The sequence below is a fragment of the Bacillus salitolerans genome (genome assembly GCF_042680805.1).
Taxonomy (GTDB): Bacteria; Bacillota; Bacilli; order Bacillales; family SA4; genus Bacillus_CJ; species Bacillus_CJ salitolerans.
On record NZ_JBHUEM010000014.1, the window covers coordinates 72053 to 97841 of the forward strand.

General features: G+C 37.3%; 30 protein-coding genes, 1 pseudogene and 1 riboswitch. Of the genes and pseudogenes, 19 read left to right on the top strand and 12 right to left on the bottom strand.

Annotated elements, in window-relative coordinates:
- The first annotated feature begins 134 nt into the window (after positions 1 to 134).
- The 3 genes from ACFSCX_RS10460 (at position 135) to ACFSCX_RS10470 (ending at position 2906) form a co-directional block, all read left to right on the top strand.
- Positions 135 to 881: a sensor histidine kinase gene (locus tag ACFSCX_RS10460; RefSeq protein ID WP_377928176.1), complete on the top strand. Its 747-nt coding sequence runs from the start codon at positions 135 to 137 to the stop codon at positions 879 to 881.
- 71 nt (positions 882 to 952) lie between these two features.
- Entirely contained in the window at positions 953 to 1648 is a 696-nt protein-coding gene (locus ACFSCX_RS10465; protein WP_377928177.1) for a response regulator transcription factor, read from the top strand.
- Between the two features lie 4 nt (positions 1649 to 1652).
- Positions 1653 to 2906, top strand: coding sequence for an SLC5/6 family protein (locus ACFSCX_RS10470; RefSeq protein WP_377928178.1), 1254 nt, complete (start codon positions 1653 to 1655; stop codon positions 2904 to 2906).
- A 42-nt stretch (positions 2907 to 2948) separates the two neighbouring features.
- On the opposite strand, the gene ACFSCX_RS10475 is transcribed toward ACFSCX_RS10470, so the two are convergent.
- Positions 2949 to 4181 (bottom strand): aminopeptidase, encoded by a 1233-nt coding sequence (locus ACFSCX_RS10475; protein WP_377928179.1) that lies wholly within the window; start codon positions 4179 to 4181, stop codon positions 2949 to 2951.
- A gap of 250 nt (positions 4182 to 4431) precedes the next feature.
- On the opposite strand from ACFSCX_RS10475, the gene ACFSCX_RS10480 reads away from it, so the two are divergent.
- Together ACFSCX_RS10480 and ACFSCX_RS10485 are read left to right on the top strand one after the other, a co-directional pair.
- Positions 4432 to 5202, top strand: coding sequence for an SDR family oxidoreductase (locus ACFSCX_RS10480; protein ID WP_377928180.1), 771 nt, complete (start codon positions 4432 to 4434; stop codon positions 5200 to 5202).
- A 120-nt stretch (positions 5203 to 5322) separates the two neighbouring features.
- On the top strand, positions 5323 to 6702 hold the full coding sequence (locus tag ACFSCX_RS10485) for a Glu/Leu/Phe/Val family dehydrogenase (protein WP_377928181.1): 1380 nt from the start codon (positions 5323 to 5325) through the stop codon (positions 6700 to 6702).
- 129 nt (positions 6703 to 6831) lie between these two features.
- On the opposite strand, the gene ACFSCX_RS10490 is transcribed toward ACFSCX_RS10485, so the two are convergent.
- Complete coding sequence (locus ACFSCX_RS10490; protein ID WP_377928182.1) at positions 6832 to 7029, bottom strand: hypothetical protein; 198 nt, start codon at positions 7027 to 7029, stop codon at positions 6832 to 6834.
- A gap of 333 nt (positions 7030 to 7362) precedes the next feature.
- On the opposite strand from ACFSCX_RS10490, the gene ACFSCX_RS10495 reads away from it, so the two are divergent.
- From ACFSCX_RS10495 to ACFSCX_RS10525, 7 genes and pseudogenes are all read left to right on the top strand, one after another.
- Complete coding sequence (locus ACFSCX_RS10495; RefSeq protein WP_377928183.1) at positions 7363 to 8295, top strand: DMT family transporter; 933 nt, start codon at positions 7363 to 7365, stop codon at positions 8293 to 8295.
- Positions 8296 to 8480: 185 nt separating this feature from the next.
- A complete protein-coding gene (locus ACFSCX_RS10500) occupies positions 8481 to 8681 on the top strand; it encodes a hypothetical protein (RefSeq protein WP_377928184.1) in 201 nt (66 codons plus the stop codon).
- A 33-nt stretch (positions 8682 to 8714) separates the two neighbouring features.
- A pseudogene (locus ACFSCX_RS10505) lies at positions 8715 to 8912 on the top strand (GAF domain-containing protein); the annotation flags it as partial.
- Entirely contained in the window at positions 8898 to 10004 is a 1107-nt protein-coding gene (locus ACFSCX_RS10510) for an ATP-binding protein (RefSeq protein WP_377928228.1), read from the top strand. The pseudogene ACFSCX_RS10505 and the gene ACFSCX_RS10510, both read left to right, overlap by 15 nt.
- 268 nt (positions 10005 to 10272) lie before the next feature.
- Complete coding sequence (locus tag ACFSCX_RS10515) at positions 10273 to 11367, top strand: AimR family lysis-lysogeny pheromone receptor (protein ID WP_377928185.1); 1095 nt, start codon at positions 10273 to 10275, stop codon at positions 11365 to 11367.
- A 50-nt stretch (positions 11368 to 11417) separates the two neighbouring features.
- Positions 11418 to 11570, top strand: a complete 153-nt coding sequence (locus ACFSCX_RS10520; protein ID WP_377928186.1) for a hypothetical protein — start codon at positions 11418 to 11420, stop codon at positions 11568 to 11570.
- A gap of 435 nt (positions 11571 to 12005) precedes the next feature.
- Entirely contained in the window at positions 12006 to 12323 is a 318-nt protein-coding gene (locus ACFSCX_RS10525) for a hypothetical protein (protein ID WP_377928188.1), read from the top strand.
- A gap of 264 nt (positions 12324 to 12587) precedes the next feature.
- On the opposite strand, the gene ACFSCX_RS10530 is transcribed toward ACFSCX_RS10525, so the two are convergent.
- Genes ACFSCX_RS10530 through ACFSCX_RS10545 form a run of 4 tightly spaced genes read right to left on the bottom strand, consistent with a single transcriptional unit; the run spans position 12588 to position 16025 of the window.
- A complete protein-coding gene (locus tag ACFSCX_RS10530) occupies positions 12588 to 12902 on the bottom strand; it encodes a ferredoxin family protein (RefSeq protein ID WP_377928189.1) in 315 nt (104 codons plus the stop codon).
- Complete coding sequence (locus ACFSCX_RS10535; RefSeq protein ID WP_377928190.1) at positions 12884 to 14179, bottom strand: FAD-dependent oxidoreductase; 1296 nt, start codon at positions 14177 to 14179, stop codon at positions 12884 to 12886. The genes ACFSCX_RS10530 and ACFSCX_RS10535 overlap by 19 nt, the downstream gene beginning before the upstream one ends.
- Positions 14163 to 15197 (bottom strand): electron transfer flavoprotein subunit alpha/FixB family protein, encoded by a 1035-nt coding sequence (locus tag ACFSCX_RS10540; RefSeq protein WP_377928191.1) that lies wholly within the window; start codon positions 15195 to 15197, stop codon positions 14163 to 14165. The genes ACFSCX_RS10535 and ACFSCX_RS10540 overlap by 17 nt, the downstream gene beginning before the upstream one ends.
- A gap of 12 nt (positions 15198 to 15209) precedes the next feature.
- Positions 15210 to 16025 (bottom strand): electron transfer flavoprotein subunit beta/FixA family protein, encoded by an 816-nt coding sequence (locus ACFSCX_RS10545; RefSeq protein WP_377928192.1) that lies wholly within the window; start codon positions 16023 to 16025, stop codon positions 15210 to 15212.
- Positions 16026 to 16137: 112 nt separating this feature from the next.
- On the opposite strand from ACFSCX_RS10545, the gene ACFSCX_RS10550 reads away from it, so the two are divergent.
- On the top strand, positions 16138 to 16284 hold the full coding sequence (locus ACFSCX_RS10550) for a hypothetical protein (RefSeq protein ID WP_377928193.1): 147 nt from the start codon (positions 16138 to 16140) through the stop codon (positions 16282 to 16284).
- 415 nt (positions 16285 to 16699) lie between these two features.
- Here ACFSCX_RS10550 and ACFSCX_RS10555 read toward each other — a convergent pair whose 3' ends face one another.
- The 3 genes from ACFSCX_RS10555 to ACFSCX_RS10565 form a co-directional block, all read right to left on the bottom strand.
- Complete coding sequence (locus ACFSCX_RS10555; protein ID WP_377928194.1) at positions 16700 to 16846, bottom strand: hypothetical protein; 147 nt, start codon at positions 16844 to 16846, stop codon at positions 16700 to 16702.
- A 134-nt stretch (positions 16847 to 16980) separates the two neighbouring features.
- Complete coding sequence (locus tag ACFSCX_RS10560; protein WP_377928195.1) at positions 16981 to 17415, bottom strand: SRPBCC family protein; 435 nt, start codon at positions 17413 to 17415, stop codon at positions 16981 to 16983.
- 30 nt (positions 17416 to 17445) lie between these two features.
- Positions 17446 to 17856: a VOC family protein gene (locus ACFSCX_RS10565; RefSeq protein WP_377928196.1), complete on the bottom strand. Its 411-nt coding sequence runs from the start codon at positions 17854 to 17856 to the stop codon at positions 17446 to 17448.
- Between the two features lie 188 nt (positions 17857 to 18044).
- On the opposite strand from ACFSCX_RS10565, the gene ACFSCX_RS10570 reads away from it, so the two are divergent.
- The 5 genes from ACFSCX_RS10570 (at position 18045) to ACFSCX_RS10590 (ending at position 21268) form a co-directional block, all read left to right on the top strand.
- On the top strand, positions 18045 to 18479 hold the full coding sequence (locus ACFSCX_RS10570; RefSeq protein WP_377928198.1) for a GNAT family N-acetyltransferase: 435 nt from the start codon (positions 18045 to 18047) through the stop codon (positions 18477 to 18479).
- A gap of 45 nt (positions 18480 to 18524) precedes the next feature.
- Complete coding sequence (locus tag ACFSCX_RS10575) at positions 18525 to 18893, top strand: YunG family protein (protein WP_377928230.1); 369 nt, start codon at positions 18525 to 18527, stop codon at positions 18891 to 18893.
- A complete protein-coding gene (locus ACFSCX_RS10580; protein ID WP_377928199.1) occupies positions 18874 to 19419 on the top strand; it encodes a 5' nucleotidase, NT5C type in 546 nt (181 codons plus the stop codon). Before ACFSCX_RS10575 ends, ACFSCX_RS10580 begins: the two co-directional genes overlap by 20 nt.
- Positions 19420 to 19424: 5 nt before the next feature.
- Positions 19425 to 20015, top strand: a complete 591-nt coding sequence (locus tag ACFSCX_RS10585) for a hypothetical protein (protein WP_377928200.1) — start codon at positions 19425 to 19427, stop codon at positions 20013 to 20015.
- Positions 20016 to 20287: 272 nt separating this feature from the next.
- Complete coding sequence (locus ACFSCX_RS10590; protein WP_377928201.1) at positions 20288 to 21268, top strand: hypothetical protein; 981 nt, start codon at positions 20288 to 20290, stop codon at positions 21266 to 21268.
- Between the two features lie 224 nt (positions 21269 to 21492).
- Here the strand turns inward: ACFSCX_RS10590 and ACFSCX_RS10595 are convergent, their stop codons facing one another.
- Together ACFSCX_RS10595 and ACFSCX_RS10600 are read right to left on the bottom strand one after the other, a co-directional pair.
- Positions 21493 to 22719: an MFS transporter gene (locus tag ACFSCX_RS10595; protein ID WP_377928202.1), complete on the bottom strand. Its 1227-nt coding sequence runs from the start codon at positions 22717 to 22719 to the stop codon at positions 21493 to 21495.
- A 188-nt stretch (positions 22720 to 22907) separates the two neighbouring features.
- Complete coding sequence (locus tag ACFSCX_RS10600; RefSeq protein ID WP_377928203.1) at positions 22908 to 23888, bottom strand: S41 family peptidase; 981 nt, start codon at positions 23886 to 23888, stop codon at positions 22908 to 22910.
- 257 nt (positions 23889 to 24145) lie between these two features.
- A riboswitch (cyclic di-GMP riboswitch) is annotated at positions 24146 to 24229 on the top strand.
- 53 nt (positions 24230 to 24282) lie between these two features.
- Between ACFSCX_RS10600 and ACFSCX_RS10605 the strand changes: the two genes are divergently transcribed.
- Positions 24283 to 24642 (top strand): hypothetical protein, encoded by a 360-nt coding sequence (locus tag ACFSCX_RS10605; RefSeq protein WP_377928204.1) that lies wholly within the window; start codon positions 24283 to 24285, stop codon positions 24640 to 24642.
- An 81-nt stretch (positions 24643 to 24723) separates the two neighbouring features.
- Here the strand turns inward: ACFSCX_RS10605 and ACFSCX_RS10610 are convergent, their stop codons facing one another.
- A complete protein-coding gene (locus ACFSCX_RS10610; protein WP_377928205.1) occupies positions 24724 to 25770 on the bottom strand; it encodes an oxidoreductase in 1047 nt (348 codons plus the stop codon).
- Positions 25771 to 25789: the final 19 nt, after the last annotated feature.

The following is a 25789-nucleotide window of genomic DNA, read 5'->3' on the forward strand; positions in this document are numbered from 1 at the left end:
ATGTTTTTATACTTAACGTTTGATCATTTTATACGGTAATAGGTGCCATACTCACAGTATCGGCAAGAGTGCTATCGATCTTATGAATCCATATTAAAGAAACACATCCTAATGAAAACAAAGGTGAAGAGCAAATGGTAACCTTTAATCTATATACTGCCCTTATAACGATTGCCATGTTGGCACCAATCATCGGTTCAATTACGCTATTCTCCATTCTTGCCTTTGAACGGGAGATCGACTTTTTAACACATGAAAATCAGCGAATTCACTTAGAAAAGGAACTTAAGGAGAGCGAATACCTACAGCTGAATCAGCAAATACACCCACACTTTTTATTTAATACGATTAACCTTGTACTTGGCCTTGCCCGCTTACAAAAAACAGAGCAACTCATTAAAGTGTTAGAGCACTTATCGCTCTTTCTTAAATTCAAGTACCAGCTTAGGGAACAGCTTATTCCTTTTTCACAGGAGCTCGATTACACAAAACATTACTTAACGATTCAACAAATTAGACTTGGTGAACGTTTAACGATAACATACGATGTTGGTACGAAGGATCATGATATTTTAATCCCACCTTATCTTCTTCAAACACTAACAGAAAATGCTTTTAAACATAGTCTTGAGAAAAAGGTGGGTCAAGTGGAGCTAGTGATACGTTTTACTACTGATGAAACAAACGCCTATCTTGAGGTCATCGATAATGGGATTGGTGAAATTCCAGCAAATTTTGATATAGATAGTAGTTCTGGGCATGGCTTAAGAAACATTCAGAGTCGCTTCTCTCTTCTGTTTGGTAAGGATGCTTCAGTTCAACTTGATCAAATTCAAGACGGAGGGGTTAAAGCGATTGTCATTTGGCCGATAAAGAGATGATTATTTTTTGAATATTCATACCATTCAATGTATAATAGGTTAGACTTTATTAAGGACAAGGGGTGATATTGATGAATGTTTTATTAGTGGATGATGAACCGATTGTACTGGAGCAGCTTACATTTTTTATCAAACCAATTTGTCCATTGTGGAAGCTATTTCCTACTATCGATAGTAGTCAAGCACTACATTTATGTAAGAAAGAACAATTTCACCTTGCGTTTTTAGATATTGAAATGCCTGGAAAATCCGGATTAGAATTAGCAGCTGAGTTAAAAGGCATGTTTACCGGTATCCAAATTGTAATGATTACAGCTCATCAGGAATTCGATTATGCAAAACGTGCTATCCAAATTGGAGTCGATGAATTTTTAACAAAACCTATCATTGAAAGTGAACTAAAAGAAGTTATTCAAAAATATGCAAAACAAATAGACTATTTGGATGTTTCTAAAATTGTCTCCGATGCCCTAAAGGTCGTTCATGATAAGTATCAAGAAAAACTGAATCTTTCAGCGGTTGCAAATGAGATTCACGTAAATCCCTCCTATTTAAGTAGGAAATTTAGCGAAGAGGTTGGCCTGTCCTTTTCCGATTATTTAATCGATTACCGTGTAGAGGTAGCAAAAAATCTATTAGTAGCTGAAAAAGCATCCATCTCTGAAATTTCAGAGCGTGTTGGATTTAATAGTCTACATTATTTCAGCTCAATCTTTAAGCGAAAAGTCGGGATAACTCCAAAAATGTACCGAGAAAAGAGGACGTAATACGTTGAGTGTGAAGCATGTAGGAAAATTAGGGATTGGCATTGCCTCCGTATTGTTAATATCTAGATGGATGTCAGCGAACGCAATGTTCACGGCCTCAGAGGCAACAATAAAATATGGAATTCTCGCTAGCCAGCTATTTGCGATTATGGGTGCCTTAGCTTTTGCAGTATTTGGCCTAATCGGGATAAGAGCGCGCCAACAAAAAAAAGATGCTACCTCCATTTTAGAGATTTTTAATCAAAAGTTAGACATGAAAACGAGAAGATACCTCTATCTTTTATTTGGAATTGGCTATGGACTTGACTTTCTTTTACTAGCCCTTGGAGCAAGTATTATCTTTTATGCCACTGTCGGTTTACATCCTTCCATTGGGGTGCTACTTTTTATCGCGTTTGGCTTACCACTATTCTTTTTTAGGACCTATAAAAATTACGGAAAATATATTTTTTATAAAATTGGACTTTTTCAAGCCGTGATTATCGTAATTATTGTGTATCTATTCCTTAGTAGTAATTTAGAAGAAATGTATTTTCGTATGCGGCTGTTTCATCCGTATTTGTTTACGATTCATGAAGAAGAAGTGCTATTATTTACGATCGCAGTGTTTATTATCTTTCTTGGAAAATTAGTCACTGATTTCGGTTCCTGGAATATTTTATTTCAAATAAAGGAACGAAAAATTCGGCAAAGCTTTTTTCTATCAGGATTGTTTTGGGGAACAATTCCATTATGCTTTACAATTATAATTTTCCCAGTGCTTTATAAGGGCGGTTTTCAAAGTATATATACAATCTATTATGATTTATTGTACTCATTTCAGTCAGACATCATGCTCATTCTGACAGCTTCCACCATTCTAATGACATTAGTAACCACCTATTATACAAGACTACATGAATTTTTACGCTTATTTGAGAACATAGCTTTTAAAAAGCGGACAAACTTAGCACCTTTTATAACGGTACTTGCGATTTTATTTTTGTATGGTGTATTTTATGTTTTCCAGCCAGAATTGTTAGAGCTTTTCTTCTTTGCGGGCGTGTTGAATTCATCCCTTCTCGTTCCGATTTTATTTTCCATTTTTACAAAACGCCATGCTTTCGATCGAATGTTATTCATCACCATTTCGAGTAGCCTTTTAGCTGGGTACCTCGCGTATAGTTTTGTATCAGTTGAGATGAGTATTCTAATTCCTTGTGGATTGTCACTAATCATCTTAGGGGCTTCACAGCGATTTAATAAAAAACGATTCTAAAAGCTCCCTGTAATGATGCAAGGAGCTTTTGTCATGACTATTTTATTTACACCATTCACCATTTAAGAATATGGGCTCCACTTCCCCACTTTCCCTTTCACCCTCAATATTTAATTGCCCAGATCCAATCATAAAGTCTACATGGGTGACACTATCGTTTAAACCGATTTCCTTTAGCCTTTGTTTATCCTTGTTCTCTCCTTCAATACAAACTGGTAAAGGAAAACCTAAGGCGAGGTGACATGAGGCATTCTCATCAAATAAAGTGTTATAGAATAATATATTTGACTTTGAAATTGGTGATTGATGCGAGACAAGGGCAACCTCGCCTAAATAAGCAGCGCCTTCATCTGTCTCGATCAACTTCCTTAACGTTTCCTCACCCGTTGCTGCTTTTACATCAATAACCTTTCCTTCTTTAAAGGTTAATGTAAAATCTTCAACTAAAACACCGTTATAGTTTAAAGGCTTCGTACTTGACACCGTACCATTTACTCCATATTTCAACGGAACGGTAAAGACTTCTTCAGTCGGTAGGTTTGGTATAAAGGTGGTTTGCTTTTCGTTTTGAAAGCTCGCACACATCCATTTATGTTCCTTCGGGAGTTCAATCGTTAAATCGGTACCAGGACCTTTATAATGGAGCTTTTTATATTTTCGTTCATTTAAGTCATTCGCTCTTGTCGTTAATTGATTCATATGTTCTTGCCATGCTTGTACAGGGTCCGGAGTATCGGATCTCGTCATTTGGAAGATAAGCTCCCACATTTTCGAAATACGTTTGTCTTCGTGAACATCAGGAAGCACCTTCGCAGCCCATTCGTTAGACGGGATTGAAGCAGTACACCAATTCATTTTTCCACTGCTTACATAATCATTAAACTTTTTCATCGCTGTCCTATTCGTTTTATTGCGAATCGATATTCTTTCAGGGTCGACATCACTTAGTAAATCTGGATTTGGCGCGTAAATTTGTAGAATTGCTAAGTCTCCCGTTTCGGCCATTTCTGCATAGCCGTTCGCCTTCCACATTGGGAATTCTTTTAAGCCCTCCATTGGTTGCATACAATAATGCAATTTTGATAGTTCCTCGTCATGATAATCGACTATGACCATTTTTGCTCCTTCTTCATAGGCTCTTTTCACAATCTTTCTTGTAAAATAAGCAGAAAATATCGGTGCTTCAATAAGAAGTGTTTGCCCTTTTTGCAGATTAATACCAAGCTTGATGATGACATCTGCATATTTCTCTAAATTTGCCTCAAAGTGGTTCATGTGTTGTTCCCCCTTATAAGTTTTTTCTCTTACTTTATCATTCTACTTATAAATAGATAATTCCACCTATCTTAAGAAGGATATTTTGAGAATTCTTAACTTTTGACAGTTAGTTTAGTCTTTGTAGATTTTTGGTGCTTTCTTTCTTTATTTTATTTTCCTTTTCTATTTCGAGCATACTTTCTTATCTACCTATCAATTGTAGGGTATAGTAGTAATATCGAAAGATAATCGTGCTTGGAGGGGTTTGATGAGAAATAAGGTTGCACTTATTACAGGTAGTGCCTCAGGGATTGGGAAACGAATAGCCATTGACCTCGCAAAACGAGGATATAATGTAGTCATAAATTACAATACTAGTCAACAGAATGCGGAAAAACTCGGGAGTTATTTAACCGAGACCTATCATGTTGACACCCTTTGTCTTAAGGGAGATGTTTCGAAGTCAGGCGATTGTGAGAGATTAGTTCATGAATCCTTTGAACGGTTTGGTACCATTGATATTTTAATCAACAATGCAGGTCCATACATTCATGAACGGAAGTCACTCATTGATTATTCAAATGAAGAATGGGAATATCTAGTGAACGGAAACTTAAATAGTGTCTTTTATTTATCTAGTAAGATTATTCCTAGAATGAGAGAACAGAAGTGGGGGCGAATTATTAATTTTGGATTTGACCGTGCTGAGACTACCCCTGGTTGGTTATATCGCTCTGCATTTGCTTCTGCAAAGGTCGGCCTCGTCTCCTTAACCAAGACATTAGCACAGGAGGAAGCTCCTTATGGAATTACGGTCAATATGATTTGTCCAGGTGATATAACCAGTGGCTCAAAAGAAGTAGAAATCGATCAATCAAAAGGAACTTTTGATGTGAATACACCTGTTGGGAGAGCTGGTACAGGTGGAGATATTTCAAGAATTGTTTCATTTTTATGTGAGGATGAATCTGATTTCATAACAGGCAGTATTATTGCAGCAACTGGTGGAAAAGATGTTCTTTCTAAAGTGAAAAGATAACATCAAAATAGATATCAGGCTTAAAACTAACAATCTGAAATTATAGGCATAAAATAAATTCCTTCGGGTATTGGTGAATAAGGGGATTTATTTTACATATAAAAAGAGGAGGAATTAGGATTGGCAAATCAAACAAAATCTATCGTGCAACAGTCCTTAGATGCATTACTGGAGGACCATAGCTTTCTACCATCTTTAAAAGAGAACACTAGGAGACAGGCTTTTACATCATTAGAAGCTATTCTTTCTACCCCAAATCATGTACATAAGTCATTTTTACGAATTCCACTGGAGGACGGAAAGGTTGTGAGAATCCCCGCTTATCGGGTTCAACATAACAATGCACTTGGTCCTTACAAGGGAGGGATCCGTTTTCATGAATCAGTTAATGAGGAAGAAGTGATGAACCTTGCTTCCTTGATGACGTTAAAAAATGCCCTTCATGATGTTCCCTTTGGTGGTGGCAAAGGTGGAGTAGTCATCAATCCACGTCAATTTAGTGTGAAGGAATTACACCAAATTTGCAAAAAATATGTTCAGTATTTTAGCGATGTGTTAGGACCGGACAAAGATATACCCGCTCCTGATGTTGGATCTGGTGAAAGAGAAATGGACTGGATGATGGCCGAATATAAAAGCATACGTCCTGGTGAGCCGTATAGAGGGAGCTTTACAGGGAAAAGTGTTATAAATGGTGGGTCACTTGGTCGAAGAGAAGCAACAGGAAAAGGTGTATATTTTACTTTTCGCTATATGCTACATGATTTCATAAAAGAACAATCAAGCCTCTTAACGACAACTGAGAACATATTCGCAAAAACAGCCTTGGAATTTAAAGAGCGTCCACTTAAACTTGCTGTTCAAGGTTTTGGTAATGTAGGGTCTGTTGCGGCATTAGAAGCTTACCAATGTGTTCATTTACAAAACAAGATAGTTGCTGTTAGTGATCGCAATGTTACCTTATATAATGAAGATGGTTTAGACATTCCCGCGCTTGTACAATTTAGTTCTAAGCATAATGGAGATCTACCGACAACAGATGAAGAGTTAAGTACCATTGATGTAAAAGCAGAAATTAGAGACCGAGAGAATGTCCTCTACCTGGATGTGGATGTGCTGATATTAGCTGCTTTAGAGGATCAAATTCATAAAAACAATATGGATAAAATCAAGGCGCGAATCATTGTCGAAGGTGCAAATGCACCAGTGACGAGCGAGGCAGATCAATCTCTTAGCAAAAAGGGTGTTATCATTATTCCTGACATCCTCGCCAATGCTGGGGGCGTTATCGTTTCCTATTTTGAATGGCTTCAAGGAAGAGAAACACAATTTTATAGCGAGGATCAAGTTTTTAAGCTTCTCGTTGATAAAATGAAAGGTACAATGGATACAATCCTGCCAGAATTTTTTGGGGACCCGTTTCCATTAAGACAAAATTGCTACATTCACTCGGTCATGAAGCTTTCAACCGTACTCTATCATCAAGGTAAACTATATTAATTTGAAGAAAATTATAGCATTCAAATACTTTTTATTTGAAAAGATACCCTTTGTTCGTTTGACAAAGGGTATTTTTTGCTGTGAAACATTGGTTGTGAAACAAGAAAAACCGGGAAGTGACTGTCACTTTTAAAAAGCTTTGTTTGGTTCGTAGGTTGGTTGGTCGTTTTGGACCTGGTATTTTTGACTATTGGCTAGGGTTTGTAGCACATTTTCATCTGCGGCAAATTCTGTATCTAGCTGCTGAAACTGTTCAGCTTGATGTTGAGCCGCAATAACCTTTTGCTGCTTTTCTTGTGCTTCTTTTGAAATTCTTTGATTTGGCATTGTTTCCTCTCCTTTATCACATTTTTATAAAGGTAGATTTACCAAATAAGAACTTATTATTCAATATGAATGGAAAGGAGCATCTAGTAAATTGTAGAAAATGACATAGTGAACAACAGATTCATTCAGAAGCAATATTAAAGCGTATTGGACTTGTAATTCCCCGGCAATCAAACTTTATGTTTCAGGCAAAAATATCAACGTGCATTTTTAAAGACAGATTTATTTTTATTCTCTAAAATATAGGGTAAGAACTATCAGCTTCTGTGTAATCATGACTTAAAGAAAATACGGGTCGTACATGGAGCCTAAGCAGAAAGAAGTGAGTGCATCATGGAAAACGAAAAAAAGTATCCTATTTATATTATGTTGTTTTTAGTTATGGTTGCATGGGGGTTTAATGTCATTGCTACAAAGGTGATTGTGATGGCTTTTCCTCCCATCATGGTTACATCTTTTCGTATTTTGGTAGCTGGCGTTTGTGTATTTATCATTCTCTCATTCCTTCAACAGGTTCGCTTACCCTCCAAACGAGAAGGATTCTTTATTTTCTGGGGAGCTCTATTTAATGTTCTTGGTCATCAATATTTTATTTCCATTGCTCTTACACAGACAACTGCAACGAATGCTGGGCTTATTTTAGGAATGGGACCTCTTTTAACGACAATATTGGCCATCATTTTTTTAGGAAATCGCCTAAATGGGATTCGGTTGATCGGTATTTTGTTAGGTTTGATGGGTGTCTTCTTTATTATTCTTCAAAATGGTAGGATCTCTGGTCTTTCCATTGGCGATGTAAATGCCTTTATTTCCATTCTTTCAATGGCAATAAGCTTTATAATTATAAAAAAAGCGGCTACATCATTAGACCCGCGTTTAATGACCGCCTATATGCTTGTTATCGGTGCCATCTTCTTATTCATTGTCAGTCTATTAACCGAGCCGAATGCCCTTCAACAAATGGGGAATGGGACCTTAAACCTATGGCTTCTTTTTTGGGGATCTGCCATTCTTTCTACTGCATTAGGCCATATGTTTTACAATTATGGAATTGGGAAGGTTGGTGCAGCTGAAGCTGCGATTTTCACCAATTTAAGCCCATTTTTTGCAGTCGTTGGAGCCGTTGTATTTCTTCATGAGGCATTATCCATAAGTCAAATAATTGGGTTTATGTTTATTGTATTAGGTGTTATTCTTGGTTCTGGTGCATACGAAGAGATACAAAAAGGAAGAAAGCGTAAAAGAAACGTTGGTGTACTAGAGTAGTTGTTGACTTCCTCTTTGACTCTCTTATAAATTCTATTTTCTCATTTGCACCCTTAAACACTATGTTAAAATACAGTTAACATTATATGAAAATGATGGTATTATTGGGAAATTTTATTAGTACAATAACGAACTTGTTTTACTAACCATCGCTTTGTTCACTACATAGGAGAGGAGGTACATAAATGGAGACCATATCGTTTGGTTCGAAAGATCTAAAAATTGCCGGCTCGAACATTTTACGTTTAATCAGTAAAGCAATTAATGTGAATACCTTTTGTATCACAAGCATTAATGATTCTAGAAGTTATTTTATGAATGTCCTTAATCGGCATACCGAATTAGCTAAGGAAGGCACGATTATTTCGGTTTATGATGCCTACTGACACCTATTAGTTCAAAGTGGTCGGGAACCACTTCTTATACTTGATGCCGAACAGCATCACGATACATGTAATATGAATATAACAAAGTCATTACATATAAAGAGCTTCCTAGGTGTTCCAATCCTGCTTAAAAATGGAGAAATATACGGAAATCTATGCTGCTTTGATACAGAGCCATACATGTTTTCACAGGATGAAATTGAGTTACTACAAACGATGGCATCCTTCCTCACCTATGTAATTGAATTAGAAGATTCTGAAAAGAGAACAACATTTAATTTCAAACAGCTCCATCATCAAAGTGAACTTATTCTGAGCTCACTAACTGAAGGTGTTTTTGGACTTGATTTAGATGGGAATATCTCTTTTGTAAATCCAGCATCAAGTAGACTAATACGAGTTGATGCAGATCAACTCATTGGGAGAACGCCGTTTGAAACCTTTATTAAACAGCGGAGAGAAGAATCAGAATTAATTCATACATTAACAGATGGGAAAACTAGAACAAATAACGATGGTTATTTCCATAATAGTAATGGCACACGTTTCCCTGTTGAATATACCGTTAAGGCGATGTATGAAGATGGGAATATATCCGGGGCAATCGTAACATTTAAGGATATAACAGAGCGGAAAGAGTCCGAGAAGTATATGTTGCAATCTGAAAAACTATCACTAGCAGGACAATTAGCAGCTGGCATTGCTCATGAGATTCGTAATCCACTTACGTCCATAAAAGGTTTCTTGCAAATGATTAAAGCTGGTTATCAAAAAGATTCCTATATCGACATTATGACAAAGGAGTTAGACCGAATTGAGCTTATCGCTAGTGAATTACTGTTGCTTGCTAAGCCACAAATTAACCAATATAAACCTGTTGAAATTGGACACTTATTAAAAGAAGTAGTTTCAATATTAGATACTGAATCCATCATGAATGATGTTGAAGTGACCTTTTTCTCGGAATACGAAGATTTGATCATTAACGGTGATCCTAACCAAATCAAACAAGTATTTCTTAACTTTATTAAAAATGCGATTGATGCTTCTTCTAAAGGTCAAAATGTACAAATTAAACTCTTAAAAGAAGAGGAACATGCCCTTATTCTAGTAAAGGATTACGGAGTCGGTATTCCAGAAGAAAAGCTAGGACAACTAGGACAACCTTTTTATTCTACAAAAGAAAAAGGAACTGGGCTTGGACTCATGGTTAGCTATAACATTATTGAAAATCATCGAGGGCAAATTTCTGTCAAAAGTAAACTAAATGAAGGCACTACTTTTGAGGTTAGATTCCCTATTGTCGTAAATCTAGATACATAACTTTTAAAAATATCGAAGTCCTCTCCAATGAGGACTTCGATATTTTTTATGCTTACATAATATTGGGTTGTAGCCCGTATAGTTAAACAAAATCTTATAAACATCAAAGAAAATATTTACAAGGGGAAAAGAAGGAACTATCCAAGTTTTGTTGAATAACTATGTTTTGGAAATATATTCTATAGGTTCTTACAAACAAAGCTAAATATTTTTAAACACTAATAAGACATTCATGATTCTACTTAAATATATTAATGGGGGAATTATGGTGAATCAGTATTTTCTTAATGAAGTAAAAGTACTACACGCAGACCCAATGTTTGCAGCTTGCCTCGAAAAATTATTTCACTGTCCTAAGCAGGACCGCTTTTTGAAATTACTAGAAATCCTTAATCAGCCATTCTACGATTTGACGCATTCAGATAAACAGCAAATTATCGAGGTGTTTTTTTCCCAGCCTGAACTCAAAGAAAACCGATATCTTTATATGGAGTATTTAAACGTTCAAGGCAATACTTGTTTATTGAAAGATTTCATAAAAATAGAAATGAACTCTTCTTGTAATAGAGCAAGGTCTTGGGCTTTAGTTTATGAATTAGTCGTAAAGGCGAATAACGGCGAGCTAAGTAAATCCGCTCTATCGAATAAAGTTATTTCCTTTGAACCCAATTCTAAGGATATGCATCTTTTACTGTGTATATTAAACATGTTGTCTGTCTTTCAAATTGGAGAGTATGAAGCTTTCTTCAAAGTGAGTAACGCTATCCTACCCGAAATTAATTACATCGAAGATTCGTTTATTAAGCAATCTTACCACCTCAGGCTCCTTGAACTCTATTCGTATAGTCATTTACTTGCAAACAAAGTTGAACCTTGTCGAGACATCATTCATATGATTCTCCAATTGGGTGATGCAAAGATGTATCCTATTGCATACATCAACTCCTATCACGTTTTAGCACACACTTTCTTATTTACATCCTATGAAACTTGTATAGAGAACTTACAAAAAGCCTATCGTATTACGACACTATTACCTGAAGAAAGACGAGCTCAAAAACAAAAAGAATTACATAACACAGAGCAGTTTGTTCGGAGCTTTTGGAAAAGAGATTTGGAACCTCTTCCTGATGATGATGCAGAGCTAGCCCATCGTTATATTGCAATGGGCGAAATGGAGCAGGCCATCTCTATCCTTGATCAATTGCGTCAGCAGCAAGGCTTCTTTACCCCTTTTCAATGGTACTATTACGGACTCGCAACAAATAATAAAGACCACTTTATCAAAGCTAGAAAAGAATTTGAATCAAATGGTGATAAATTCTTTGTAAAAATTCTCGATTTGGTATATTCTAGTATATAGAGAAGCTTATAAATGAGGGCATCAAAAATATGATATTGGAGGAATGAATAATGAAGAAGTTTTTCCTAAGTCTAGTAGTTTTGTTTTTTGTCCTTGGTAGTGGTACATTAACAGCTTTTGCAGCTGATCCTGGTGTACCTATTGGCAAATCGGTGAAAGAAGAAGAGAGTTCCGTATCAGATCCTGGTGTACCTATCGGGTAATATCATTGCTTTACAAACTAGAAACCATAGAGATAGCCTCTGCTATCTCTTTTATTTTTTATTCTTTTCATCCAAATACTATAATACAAACATTGAAAGTGAAATCCTATTTAACTCAATTAGAGATTTATGGAATTTTTACTATACGGATTTACATTATCTAAAAGCGTTCTTGATCGTCTTGTTGAACCAGGAATAACGCTATGTTTTTCGATAAGTTAGAGTAGTATTGAAGTGAGCCTATCAAACAGCGATGGGGTCACTTCTTTTTTTTTGAAAGAAGCAATCTGGTTTATGTAGTATTTTTTTATTTATTTTTCTGAAAATATAAAATTTTCTACAATCATTGCATATGATAATAATAAACCCTATATACAACCTAAACCCAGCTATATTTCTTGTTTGATAAATAAATCTTAAAAAGGAGCGATGCTAATGTGTGCATTACATTTCGGCGATTTTTACCAACGACCTCTCATTCCTATTGGGGAGCAAGATCGTGTAACCGTACTCAAAAGTGGTAAGGAAATCCATACCCACTGGCTCATTGCAATTGAAGGTAGTGAAACAAACAAAAACTCAGCCTCCTTTCATTGGAAGGTTGTCGTATTCCCTAGTGATTGTAATGGCAGCTTTGATTTTTCAGTCCCTCTTTATGTTTCATCCTTCTTCCCATTTAATGAAGCTGTTGCCTACGCGAAACAGCTAGAAAAAATGGCAAAGGAAGATGAGTTTTATAAACTCGCCAACTAATAGAGAAAACAAAAAACCCCACTTTTGCTTTCCTTTCTTTTTAACCTACTATGTGAAGAAATGAACATATACATACCCACTTTGTCTCTCCAACTCAATCGACAATTTCCTACAAATCTCGGGTAGTGACTGTCACTTGTCGACAGTACAAAAAAGGTCTACCTCCCTCCGAAGATAAACCCATAACATTATTCAATTGACAAATTTCTACATATCTCGGGTAGTGACTGTCACTTGTCGACAAAAACTGGGTGGTTCCTGGTACTAACCGAGTCTGAATATGATGCCGTGGCCACCTTTTGGGTATTCCCATTTGATGTTTTCGTGAGGGCAGCCAATTCGGCAGCTTCCGCACTCGTGACAGCCTTCGTAGCCGACATGCATGCGGATGTCTTCCCATTTGTAAATTTCTGCAGGGCAGAAGATGGTGCAAAGTTTGTCTGGGCATTTCGTTAAACAAACGTCATTGTCCATGACATGAAGATGTGATTTCGTATCGGCATTAAAACGAACAAGGTATTGTTTTTCTTCGATCGTTTGGCATTTCTTTTGTTCGCTCACTATTTCATCACCTTCCATGCTCGGATTGCATCACGAGCTAGTTTTATTTTTTCCTTTGGTGTACCAAGATCCTTCCATATTTTCTTTTGTTTATCCCATTTAGAGGTTCCATCAACGGTAAACATCTGACTTGCAGCACGGTTCATCATCGGAATGTACTGATCGAAATACTGAGGGAATTTTTCAAAGTGATGGGTTGAATCTTTGTATTTTTTCATGTCCTGTCCGACAAAGCTCTTCATAAGCTGCACTCTGTAACGGTCGAGCATCGATTCTGAGAAATCATTCGCTTCTTTTGCTAGAAGAATGGTCTCTGCGGCGATCCTACCTGATGTCATTGCTAAGTTCGATCCTTCTCTGTGTATCGCATTAACAAGCTGTGCTGCATCTCCGACCACAATCACCCCGTCACCAACAACCTTCCCCATTGATTTATATCCACCTTCTGGGATAAGGTGTGCAAGGTATTCCTGTGGTTCACTTCCCTCAATATATGGCCGAACCATTGGATGATTTTTCACATATTCAAGTAGGTCATAAGGTTTAATTTTATGTTCGATGAGTCCTGACAATAAAGTACCTACCCCAATGCTTAACGTATCCTTATTTGTATATAGAAATCCTGTTCCTAAAATTCCTTTTGTTGCATCTCCTAACAGTTCAATTGTACAGCCCTGGTCCTTTTCTAGATTAAAACGGTCCTCAATCACCTTTTTATCTAGCTTCAAAATCTCCATGGTCGCCAACGCCACTTCATTTGGTTTATATTCCTTGTGGAATCCAAGTGATTTAGCTAGTAGTGAGTTTACACCGTCAGCTAGTACAACCACATCCGCATAAACATCACCACCCGGCCTGTCAGTTCGTACCCCAACAACTCGTCCATTCTCTACAATACATTCTAAAACAACCGTCTCATTTACTAACAAAGCACCTTGTTCCACTGCTTTTCCGGCAAACCACTGATCAAATTTTGCTCGTAACACGGTAAAGTTATTGTATGGTGCTTCAGCCCATTCTAACCCCTTATACCCGAACGTAATGGCAGATTGTTTGTCTAGCATCATAAAGCGTTGCTCAACAATCGGACGTTCTAATGGTGCCTCCTTGTAAAATTCTGGGATAATATCCTCCATCATTTTTCTATATAAAACACCGCCCATTACGTTTTTAGAACCCGGATACTCCCCTCTTTCTAACAGAAGGACATTTGCTCCACCTTTTGCTAATTCATAGGCACAAGATATTCCTGCAGGTCCTGCTCCAACAACAATTGCATCAAACTTCTCCGACATGATTAGCCTCCAATCCTGCTAAAGATTTTTTAAACCCTTCAATTAATAACGGAACAATCTCAAATGCGTCCCCTACAATTCCGTAATGACAGGATTGAAAAATCGCTGCATTAGGATCCTTATTGATTGCAATAATAACGTCCGAATTTTTCATACCAACTAAATGCTGTATTGCACCAGATATGCCAATTGCAAAATAAAGCTTTGGTGTAACGGTAACACCTGTTTGACCTACCTGGTGATGATGCTCAATCCAGCCCGCTTCTACGACATCACGGCTCGCTCCAACCGCTGCACCTAATACATCTGCAAGCTGGTGTACGAGCTGAAATCCCTCTTTGTTGCCTAATCCCTTTCCACCGGCAACCACAATATCAGCTTCGTCTATTCGTGCTTTCCTTGATGTTTCCTTAACAATTTCCAAAACCTTCGTACGTACATCCTCTTCTTTTAGATCTATCGATTCCTCCACCACTTTTCCAGTACGACTAGAATCTGGCTGAAGGGCTTTCATGACCTTAGGTCTTACGGTTGCCATTTGCGGACGATACTTTCTACAAAGAATGGTTGCCATGATGTTGCCGCCAAATGCAGGACGGCTTGCCAAAAGCAACCCCGTATCTTCTTCCACGTCCAATTCAGTTGTATCCGCTGTTAACCCAGTTGGAAGATCGGTTGCTACTGCACTCGCAAGATCTTTACCTGTTGATGTTGCACCGTATAAGATGATTTCTGGCTTATACTTCTCACAGCAGTCAAGAAGAGCCTTCATAAATGATTCTGTACGATAGTTCTTAAAAACAGAATCATCATATACATATACAGTATCAGCCCCATACTCAAATACGGTTTTTGAAATGTGTTTCACATTGGAACCGATTACAACTCCAGCAAGCTCTGTCCCGCGTTTATCTGCAAGCTTTCGACCAGCGCCTAGTAGTTCTAGTGAAACCGGTACAATAGAACCTTCTTTCACTTCAATAAATACCCAAACACCTCTGTAATCCTCAAAATTCACTTATCTCACCCCTTACCCCTGAAAAAGTTCTTTCTTTTCTAACACAACAGAAAGCAATTGATTTACTTGTTCTACAGAATTCCCTTCGAACAGAACGCCACCTTCTGGCTTTGGAGGACCCCACACCTTCGCAACAATTGTTGGTGAACCCTTTAGTCCTAGCTGTTTTCGATCAATATCCTCTAAATCTGCTACTGCCCAAATTTGAGGTTCGTATCTTGCCGCTTTTAGCATATTGGGAAACGATGAATATGGAACTTCGTTAATTTCTTTTTCAACTGACAGTAGGCATGGCAGTGAGGATTGAATGACTTCATATCCATCTTCTAACTTTCGGTGAACAATAATATGTCCCTCACCTTTATCCACTTCTACAACTTTCTTCACAGAGGTAAGTGGTGGGATATCTAGTCTTCTTGCTATACCTGGACCAACCTGACCCGTATCACCGTCTATTGTCATTTTCCCGCAGATGATAAGATCAATTGGTTTGTCCTTTCCAATCTTCTCTAATGCTTTTGTGAGAGCATAGCTAGTAGCAAGTGTATCTGCTCCCGCAAAAGCACGATCCGAGATCATATACCCCTCATCTGCACCAATTTCAATACACTTTTTAATCGCTTTTACAGCAGGTGGTGGTCCCATCGTCAACACCGATACCGTACCGCCATAACGATTTTTCAAACGAACTGCTTCTTCAACTGCATGAGCATCGTAGGGGTTTAGGATGGCAGGAGCACTAGATCGGTCCATCGTATTCGTTTTAGGATTCATCTTGATGACCTTTGTATCAGGCACCTGCTTAATACAAGCAACAATATGAAGCATTTTTCACCTCTCCTTTACTAGTTTCCATTAGAAAAACGAAGACTCACCCTTGAAGAAACGGAAACGGTATGCTTCCTTTTTCTATGTGTTTCAGAATGAAGTAGTTTGATAAGTGCAAAAGCCATCTGATTATTACTACTATATTAAGAGAGTAGACATTCAAGACTATATTTTTGCAGGGATATGGTTTTCTACATTAGTGGAAAGTGAAATGTGGTCGGATTTTGAAGACTTTCGGCATTGTCCATTGCATTTATAACGAACAAAAGACGCAAGCGCCCTGTTCGACAAGCAAATGTTTCATGAAAGGTTATTTGACCTCGAATGGCTGTGTGCTGGAGCTGGATTCCAAGTCACTTGCCCATTCTCTTTCTGATAACTTTTATACTTTCAAAATAATTAAAAAAAGAAGCATCGATTCTGCAATACTAGAATCGTTACTTCTCTTTATATAGATCCTACTATCCTAGAATTCTATCCATTGCTTCTAACATGGTACTCGTGGCTAGTTTCGTTTGAGGGACATATTGTTCCCAAACTGGATGCAGTTTATTAGTAAGAGAAAGTTCAAAGCCTGTTTTAATTGGCTTAAATTCAATTACGACTCTGTCAAAATCAGATAAATTCTGCAGGAATATCTCATGTAAACACGAGTGTTTCTGGTGAAGTTATATCTAGCTATTCACCGGTATGGGCATTTCAATACCTTCCCGAAGATCGACAAATGAGAACGTACCTCCTACTTTTGGTTCAATCTCTACTCGAACCATCTCACATTCGGAAACATCCATTTCTCTAAATATTTGGTTGTATCCAAGCATCGTAGATTACTTCAGGAGAAGTACTAAATTGGTATGAAAACTGATGCATTTGTTTCAAGTCGGTTGGTTATGTTTTCAACTCCAAGCTTTATAGTTGTTAGTCGGACCTGATTTTTGCGGAGTCTTGAATCTGCTTACCTCACTATATTAGCTCGTAAATCATTGATACCATGCTCTAGATAAACCTTTAAACAACTTAACATGTAGACCCAACCCTCTTTGTTATCTACCATTTCCCGAAGAAGCTGGTCACCTGTTTCATGGAACCCTTCTTCCATTACTTCCACGATTGAAGTCGTTTGATCAACCTCAATGATTGAAATGGTAACGGTGCGCTCAAGATTTGGTGGCCCCCATTTGAAAACAATTTTCTCACTTTCTTCAACGTCCACCACATGAATTACCACTTCCGCTTCGTATTCTTTATAAAACCATGTAATCGTTTCTCCAGTTTTAAGTCTTCCAGATCCAGATGAAAACCAGTAGTTGGACATTTTCTCAGGGTCTATAAATGCTTCAAATATAACGTCTTTAGGGCTCAATATCTTTAATTTTGTAAGATTCACCATATAAATCGTCTCCTATCATTTAAACCAATCTTATGATTTCGTGTAGTTAAGATCCCATATGACACCTAGAGGATCCTTCACCTTACCATATTTTGCACCCCAAAATGTATCTTGTAATTCCATAAGCACTGTACCTTTTTCAGTCAGCCTATCATATAGATTCTGAATTTCGGCTTCACTTTCCAAATCAAGTGTTAAGGCAATGTTGTTTCCGATATGTACAGGACTTCCTGGAAATGAGTCTGACAGCATTAGTAGAAGCTCACCCTTTTTAAATTTGGCATGAATAATTTTGTCATCAGCCTCTGGTGGAGTTGGAAAATTTGCCTCTCCATAAGTCCGTACTTCAATCACTTCTCCTTGAAACACTTCCGTGTAATAATCTAATGCATCTCTAGCATTACCATCAAACATAAGATAAGGTGTAGCTTGCTTGTTCATCAAACAGCCTCCTAGTTTCTAAACATCTACTATGACATATCATACCAAATGATGGTAAACTACTGAAGTAAATGGTGACCGAGATTATGTTAAAAAGAGGAATTAATAAAGTCAATTGGATCATTCTTTTTTCGGTATATCCGTATTTTCCTTATTATATAAGTCTTTTTTAGAAGGGGGATATGATGATGAAGTTAATCATTCGTAATTCATGTGAGGCTGATCTTGCAGACATAACTTCTCTAATGGAAGAATTAGGATATCCTACAACGGAATCTGAAATGGCAACTAGAATAGCAAAGATTAATGAGAATGATTCCTATCATACACTCGTAGCTGAATATGATGATAGAGTGGTTGGGTTGGCTGGAATCTTGATTGGCTATTCGTATATAACTAGTGATATTATTGCCCGAATCATTGCCTTTGTGGTAGCAAGTGATTGCAGGGGAAAAGGAATTGGTAAACTGTTAATGGAAGAAGCTGAAAAATACGCTAGAAGTAAAAATGCTGTCTCTATTGGGCTTAATAGTGGCAATCGTCCAGAACGAATGGTAGCTCATCAGTTTTACTTACATCAAGGGTTTATTGATAAGGGGATTAGCTTTTTCAAAAACTTGTAATCTATCTTTCTTACGGAGGTAATAGAATTGCACAATGAGCTAGAGATGAAAATTGAGGCATTAAGAACCATCCTATTTAAAGTATGGTCGCTTGAATCAAGTTCAAAATGGACCCCAGATAATCCAGCAAAAGGCCAATGTGGAGTAACAGCATTAGTCGTTCATGACCTTTTATTAGGAGAAATTTTCAAAACAGAAACAGAAGGTAGCTGGCACTTTTATAATGTTATTAATGGTACGATATTTGACTTCACTGCATCACAATTTACTAGTCCCATCACTTATTTGAATATACCCTCTAATCGGGAAGAAGCCTTTCAAGATACGAATTGTGCTCAATATACATACTTAAAAGAACATGTTCTTACTCTATTAAACGAGGAGGAGAGTCCTTTTGAAGAAAATTGCTATTGATATGGATGAAGTCATGGCAGACTTCCTTACAAAGCATTTAGACTTATACAATCAAAGCTTTAACGATAATCTAACTGTCCAAGATTTAAATGGGGTTAGACTTTGGCATTTGCGTTCCGAAAAATATAATGAAATTATCGATCTAGTCAATGAACCATCATTCTTTCGAGATTTAGGGGTAATGGAAGATAGTCAAGAAGTGATACTTGAACTTAGCAAGCACTATGAAATATTTATTGCATCAGCAGCCATGGAACATCCCAACTCTTTTTTGGCAAAATATGAATGGCTTAAAGAGCATTTTCCATTTCTTTCTGACAAAAACTTTGTTTTTTGTGGAGATAAGAGTATTGTAAATGCCGACTATCTTATTGACGATAGTATAAGGCAGCTTACGAATTTTAGGGGTCAAGGCATATTATTTTCAGCACCTCATAACATACATGAAACTAGCTTCACTAGAGTCCATCATTGGAAGGAAGTAAGAGAGGTTTTTCTATCTGATCAAAGACTTAAGGAGGTATAGGTAAAATGAAAAGAGCAGTAATTGCATTCTTACTGGGTATTTTCACGATTTCTGGGTGTAGCACAGGTAGTGAACTAGCAGAAACACCAGAGGTTCCTTCTCCCCCATCTAACCTTCAAGAAACACCGAATGAGAATATAAGTGAGCTTTCATTTGTTGTTAATGGCGAAGCAATCACACAGCCTGGTACTCTCTATCAAAGTGAGCTCCAAAGATTTTCTATGTATCTATTACCAGGGTATGGTGGTCATACTGATTCAGTTGAAAAGCTAGATATGATTTGGAACTCTGATTCTGATCAAGAGAAAATTGTGATTAAAAACCTCGGTAAGGTGGATCAACAGCAAATCGTTGATACGGTGAAAAAAGATTTACTCAGCAAATACGGATTTGTAGAAGAAGATTTATCAAAGCGCAACAATAAGTTTTTCCATAATGCAGTAATTCTACAAGGAAAAAATGCTGCAGAGAAATCGATCGTTATCATTGGCCCGATCATGGGTGAGATATTTGAGATTCAAGTAAACCTATCAACCACATTAATTCATGACGAGCACCTTTTCAGTATGATAGAGACTATTCAATTAGTTAAATAACAGTCAGGGGGTCATGCCCCTTGTCCATTCCAGCTCTTTCTAACAAAAACTGTATTTGTGAAGCTAACAGATTGTAAGTGCAGCTTATTCCATAGATGATAGCATAAGACTGCTTACAAATTTCAATGGCCATAGTATTATATTATAGCTCCTCATAACACATATGAAACCTTCTTCAGAAGAGTTCAAAGAGTACTTCCTGTCTGATAAACGTTTTATGGAGGTTTACTGGTTAAAAATGCAACACCAGAATATTGAAGGATGGTGAGGTTTTGAATAAGCTAACTTATTCTCTTATTCTATTACTTGCTACATTTGGTTGTGAAACAAACGTCATTGAGCCAATTATTAAGGAGCCTGTCAAAGAACAAGAGCCTGAGGTAAAGGAAGAATCGCCGAAGTTAAGGTGTAGTCCATGTTTGGATTCCCCTGAAGAGTGGGGAGGAAAAAGTGATCAAGCCTTTCCAGAAGACGGTCAGTTTTGGGCAACGGATCGACCTGTAAAAAAAGAGAAAATTGCTTATGGGATATTGGGACACAACATTTTGCTCAATACTAACATGACAATTACCAATTACGAATTAGATACAACACTTCCCACTATTCCTCAAGAACTTCCGGTCTATATTCAAGGAAGCTATCCAGCCCATCATAAAGAACTATTGAAAACATTTACTCCCTATGCAGATGTACTAGAGTACCATCCATCCTATTCAGGCATATACTTTGCCGGGCTTAATCCACTAACAGGCCCAATGGAAAAACCAACCGAACAAAAGATTTTACAGAGGGCAAAAGAAATTCTTGGAGAGTTACGCATGCCTGACACGAATACTTCATCTATTATTCAATCTGCGAATGGAGGGTGGACTACTATTTTTTATCGTTCCATTAATGGGTATAAAGTATATGTTGATAAACCACTTATAGTCTGGTTTGACAAAGAAGGCAGTGCACTAGGGCTTGCCGGAAGAAGAAGACCTATTATAGAAGAAAGCCTCTATCCAACACGTTCACCAGAGGAAGCATGGAAAAATCTGAGAGACGGAAAAGGAATACACCCTTATATTAACAACTTTGCACCCGAATGGAATAATAATAACGACCGGTTTACGATCACTGAAGTGGAAGTAGCATATCACGAGCAACAACCAACTGAACCACGACAAGTCCTACAGCCCTACTATGTTTTCAAAAATAAAGAGGGCCAGGCTATATATATCCCAGCCATCGCTGACCCATATGTGGAATAATAAAAGTATGAAAAACCGATGTTTTCCTATTAGCAAACATCGGTTTTTTATAGTTCTGTTAAACAAGAGAAAACGGGCGGTAGGTGGTACAGTGTGAAACAAGAACTACCGGTCGGTTCCTGATACTGTGTGGAACATGCCTATGAAACAAGAACTACCGGTAGTACCTGGTACTGTGTGGAACATTCCTGTGAAACAAGAAAATTCGGGTGGTGACTGTCACCTTATTCCACCTGTTCAACGGCTTTATGGTGATCTTCTTGATAGCGTTTCATGGCAATAAACAATACTATTCCGCTTATGATTAGGAGGGTACTTGTTATAAAGAATACGGCTGAGAAGCCAGAGTATGCAGCAATCATTCCTCCCATAAATGGACCTACAATGTTTCCTAGAAAGCGAAGGCTCGTGTTATATCCAAGAACCTCACCTTGCATCGATATGGGTGCCTCCTGGCGAATATAGGCAATTCGAACAGGAATAATTCCACCAATTGCCATTCCTAATACAAACCTAATCACCGCTAGCTGCCATATATTTGTGACAAATGCCCCTGGTAAATAGACAATTCCTGCCATGATGAGAAGAATGATTAACACCTTTATATAGCCGATGTTATCCCCAAGTTTCCCCCATCTTCTAGCCATCATTAAATTACCAAGTCCTGCTACTGAGAATACAATTCCAGAAAAGAACGCAATGTTTTCTGGTCCATGCAGCTCACTTACATATAACGATAAAATCGGCTGAATACTAAAATGGGCCACTTGAATGATGATGGAGATAAATAGCACGGTCAATAAAATGGGGTTTTGCCCCATATGTGATAGTACTTGCTTCCTTGTATAACGCATATTCGTTTCTTTTTTACTACCAATTTTGTACTCCTTTGTAAGGGTAACTAAAATAACAGAAATAAAAATAAAAATGGACACAAATTTAAAGGTGTTTGCAAAACCAAACGAGTCTGCTAAAACACCGCCAATGATTGGTCCAAACAAAGATCCTGTAATGCTACCTGTTTGTAGTGTTCCCATAACACGCCCCGCAATCTCTTTAGGGGTTTGGGTCGAAATGAACGCTTGAGACAATGAGATAAATCCCGTACAAATCCCCATAAAGAGACGTAAGAAAAAGAGTTCTGCCACATTACTCACAAATCCCATTAAAAAGATGGAGATCCCTAATAGTGCAGACGTGAAAATAAGGATGTTTTTTCGCCCGTATTGATCCCCAATCCTTCCCCAAATCGGTGAAAAAAGAAACGCTGTTACAAACGTAATCCCAAATGTCCATCCAGACCAGTGCTGTACATAGGAGGAAGAGAAATCTCCAAATGATTCAATGTATAAAGATAAAAAAGGTAACACCATGGTCATACTTCCAGCTACAAAGAAATTCGCAAACCACATAATATATAAATTTCTTTTAGCTATTTCCTGGTTTGTCATGCTAGCCACTTCTTTCATTCCATCGTTTATTTCGGTTCTCTAAATATTATGATACCGAAATTTTAGTATGAAAGAAAGGGTCAGTTCTTGATTCAAGCACATAATATAGGCTATATTTATAAATAAAAATAGGCCGAGGAATCTATCCTTCGGCCATCAAATATACCGGTAGCGCGCAGTTTTTGAGACTACTTCGTCAAGCCTTCCTCAATTTCTTCCATTAAAAACTGATACTCTTGCTTGTCTTTGTATTTTTCTTTCACATACTTTAATGCCTCATTATAAGCACGATCAAATGCTAGTTCCTTACTCACCTTAATATCAGGCTCCACTCCCGTACCTTCCCAATTTGTGTTTGTAATGGGATTCACCGCTCTTCCAGTAGGAATAAAGACCCTAAAGTGTTCTGTAATCTGTTGAACTCTACCTGGATGTGCCCCACCACCGGTTACTTCACCTATGACGGTTGCCCTATTTAAGTTTTTAAGATTATAGGTGAATTCTTCAGCTGCTGAAAAGGTATAATGACTCGTTAAGATATAAACTGGCTTATTTAGATAACGTTGGCCAGGGGTGTATGGGAGTGTCCAAGATTGTCTTGTTTGTCCTTCTGGACGATAATAAAAATTATTCAAGTGAGTAACCTCTTCAAATAGGTAGCTCGTAATCAGCGCAATCATGGCTGGACTACCTCCACCATTTTTACGCAAATCAAAAATAAGTGCATCTGTATTGGCGATAAAATTCATAGCATGAACTGCAGTTTCTCCGCCTAACTGTGTATCAACAAAATTCCGTAAATCAATATAGCCGATATTTCCGTTTAGTCTTTCCACCTTGTAAAAACCATAATTGATAGACTTTGTCTTTCTACGATATTCTTCTAGCATCTCCTCTTCAATTTTTTCTTTTTCTATTGATTTAGATTCAGTAGAATACATGACTTTTAAGTGGCGATCTCTCGTGATTTTCTGTAAATCCTCCGTTAATACGTTTGAAAAAACAAACGGATCTTCTACCCCCTCATACTCTCCATTTGAAAGCTTACCTAGGATTAACTCAGCCGTTTCCTTTGCTTTATCCGGAAATATATAATCACTTTGTAAACGCTCTGCTAATTCCTCTACTACCTCTTTCTTAAAATCTTTATTCGTTTCTGTTGTGTTCATGGAATCACTCCTTTCAACAATTTTGATTACACTATTTATATTTAGTCATATGATAGAGGATTCCTGTTTTCATACGAATTCTTTTTGAAAATTACATGATTTCTGTCAATAGTATGATGTCTCTAGTAGGTACATAAAACTACATAAAACTTCAAACTGTCCAACATTTCGCCTATTTTTCATGCTCTATTTCATCGTTTAAAACAAAACTATTGCCTCAGTTCTATACCGAATTATCCTTGTATAATGTAATAAGACATATCCATTGGCAAACTACTTGAAAAAGTAGGACGCAAAACTAAAGGGGCTAATCCTGCGGGGAATGCCAGCCAGTTGCAATCCACTCCCTTTAGTACGTATTTTAACAGATTATTAGGGAGAGGAAAGATCGAGAATGAACTTCAAAGAAGTAATTACAACTATTAATCAATTAGTAGAAAGAGTGGATTTAGTTAAGGCAAGGCAGAATATAGAATTAAATATTAATATAGTTAATGCGAATAAGAGGTTTCTATCTCAAGATGCAAGAGAGTTACTTGATTTTATCAATAATCAGAGGGGTACTAACTCAGATACGATAACAAGAACAGAAATGGTAACTATTAGTGCCATTAATAGCTTTGCTAGTAAATTTGATGTGAAGTCCATTAGAAATACAATAAAAAATAAAGAACAATTACTAATGAAAAAAGGAATATGGACTCTTCTTAATAAAGATGCCAAAGTTATTTTAAAAAGTATTGGTTCAATATAAATCATTTTATTAAAAAAGACAGAGGTCATCATAAGTTTGACATCTGTCTTTTTTATGAATAGGGCACACTTACGACTTTAATTAGTCCATGTATACGACACTTTTTTCAATACTACTTTTTAGGGCAGCATCAATAATCTTAATAACAGTTAGCCCGTCCTCAGCCGTAACAGGCAATTTTACGCCTTGCAAGAGACTACGAGCAATGTCTTTATAATACGTTAAATATGAGCCTTTTAAAGTTGGAACAACGGTGTGTTCTTCTTGTTCCTCCTTGACAATCACAAGCTTACCATAAAATTCAGGGTTATCCGCTCCCCATGTTGAATCAATAGGTTTCAAACCCGCCTTCAATGCATCTTCTTGTCCATCAATTCCGTATTTAATAAAGCTTCCTCTACTTCCATGAACCTGGAACCTTGGACCAGCATTCAAAACGACAGCTCCCGAATGTAAAATGACTCGAAGGTTATCGCGATAGCCTAACACAATATGAAAATAATCATCTGTTTTTGCATGCGTACGTTGACCAAACACATCTGCCCACACAAAATGGGGTTCACCAAATAAGTGTAAAGCCTGATCAATTAAATGAGAGCCTAAATCATACAATGAACCTGAACCTGGACCTTCGTTTTCTTTCCATCGATCACGAACAACTGGTCTATAACGATCGAAATGGGCTTGATATGTATTGATTTCCCCGAGGACCCCTTCATTTATTAAATTCTTGATTGTTACATAATCATTATCCCACCTGCGATTATGATACACGCTTAATAGGAGGTTTCGTTCGTTTGCAATTTTTATTAGTTCTTCACCTTCTGACACCCTCACCACCATTGGCTTTTCCAAAATGACATGTTTTCCAGCGAGCAAGCTTTGCTTAGCCATTTCATAATGAAGACCACTTGGTGTTGTTATCACGATTAAATGAATTTGCGAATCCGCAAGTATATCTTCTAACCTGCTGACCACCTCGATTTCTCCTAAGTCCTGTTTTACTTTATCTATTTTAGAACTTACAACTTTCACAATCTCAAAATCATTTAAAACAGTTAATAAAGGAGCATGAAAAGTCTGTCCTGATAATCCATATCCAACTAAACCAACGTTAATTTTCGCCATATTTGTCCTCCAAAGAACA

Bases quoted from the DNA above. Each gene is read 5' to 3' on its own strand.
- ACFSCX_RS10475 (WP_377928179.1), bottom strand. From the start codon at position 4,181: ATGAACCACTTTGAGGCAAATTTAGAGAAATATGCAGATGTCATCATC.
- ACFSCX_RS10480 (WP_377928180.1), top strand. From the start codon at position 4,432: ATGAGAAATAAGGTTGCACTTATTACAGGTAGTGCCTCAGGGATTGGG.
- ACFSCX_RS10535 (WP_377928190.1), bottom strand. From the start codon at position 14,179: ATGTCGGAGAAGTTTGATGCAATTGTTGTTGGAGCAGGACCTGCAGGA.
- ACFSCX_RS10520 (WP_377928186.1), top strand. From the start codon at position 11,418: ATGAAGAAGTTTTTCCTAAGTCTAGTAGTTTTGTTTTTTGTCCTTGGT.
- ACFSCX_RS10555 (WP_377928194.1), bottom strand. From the start codon at position 16,846: ATGCTTGGATACAACCAAATATTTAGAGAAATGGATGTTTCCGAATGT.
- ACFSCX_RS10525 (WP_377928188.1), top strand. From the start codon at position 12,006: ATGTGTGCATTACATTTCGGCGATTTTTACCAACGACCTCTCATTCCT.
- ACFSCX_RS10565 (WP_377928196.1), bottom strand. From the start codon at position 17,856: ATGAACAAGCAAGCTACACCTTATCTTATGTTTGATGGTAATGCTAGA.
- ACFSCX_RS10530 (WP_377928189.1), bottom strand. From the start codon at position 12,902: ATGGAAGGTGATGAAATAGTGAGCGAACAAAAGAAATGCCAAACGATC.
- ACFSCX_RS10490 (WP_377928182.1), bottom strand. From the start codon at position 7,029: ATGCCAAATCAAAGAATTTCAAAAGAAGCACAAGAAAAGCAGCAAAAG.
- ACFSCX_RS10460 (WP_377928176.1), top strand. From the start codon at position 135: ATGGTAACCTTTAATCTATATACTGCCCTTATAACGATTGCCATGTTG.
- ACFSCX_RS10570 (WP_377928198.1), top strand. From the start codon at position 18,045: ATGAAGTTAATCATTCGTAATTCATGTGAGGCTGATCTTGCAGACATA.
- ACFSCX_RS10595 (WP_377928202.1), bottom strand. From the start codon at position 22,719: ATGACAAACCAGGAAATAGCTAAAAGAAATTTATATATTATGTGGTTT.
- ACFSCX_RS10605 (WP_377928204.1), top strand. From the start codon at position 24,283: ATGAACTTCAAAGAAGTAATTACAACTATTAATCAATTAGTAGAAAGA.
- ACFSCX_RS10600 (WP_377928203.1), bottom strand. From the start codon at position 23,888: ATGAACACAACAGAAACGAATAAAGATTTTAAGAAAGAGGTAGTAGAG.
- ACFSCX_RS10510 (WP_377928228.1), top strand. From the start codon at position 8,898: ATGGCATCCTTCCTCACCTATGTAATTGAATTAGAAGATTCTGAAAAG.
- ACFSCX_RS10545 (WP_377928192.1), bottom strand. From the start codon at position 16,025: ATGCTTCATATTGTTGCTTGTATTAAGCAGGTGCCTGATACAAAGGTC.
- ACFSCX_RS10465 (WP_377928177.1), top strand. From the start codon at position 953: ATGAATGTTTTATTAGTGGATGATGAACCGATTGTACTGGAGCAGCTT.
- ACFSCX_RS10575 (WP_377928230.1), top strand. From the start codon at position 18,525: ATGAAAATTGAGGCATTAAGAACCATCCTATTTAAAGTATGGTCGCTT.
- ACFSCX_RS10560 (WP_377928195.1), bottom strand. From the start codon at position 17,415: ATGGTGAATCTTACAAAATTAAAGATATTGAGCCCTAAAGACGTTATA.
- ACFSCX_RS10610 (WP_377928205.1), bottom strand. From the start codon at position 25,770: ATGGCGAAAATTAACGTTGGTTTAGTTGGATATGGATTATCAGGACAG.
- ACFSCX_RS10585 (WP_377928200.1), top strand. From the start codon at position 19,425: ATGAAAAGAGCAGTAATTGCATTCTTACTGGGTATTTTCACGATTTCT.
- ACFSCX_RS10500 (WP_377928184.1), top strand. From the start codon at position 8,481: ATGGAGACCATATCGTTTGGTTCGAAAGATCTAAAAATTGCCGGCTCG.
- ACFSCX_RS10495 (WP_377928183.1), top strand. From the start codon at position 7,363: ATGGAAAACGAAAAAAAGTATCCTATTTATATTATGTTGTTTTTAGTT.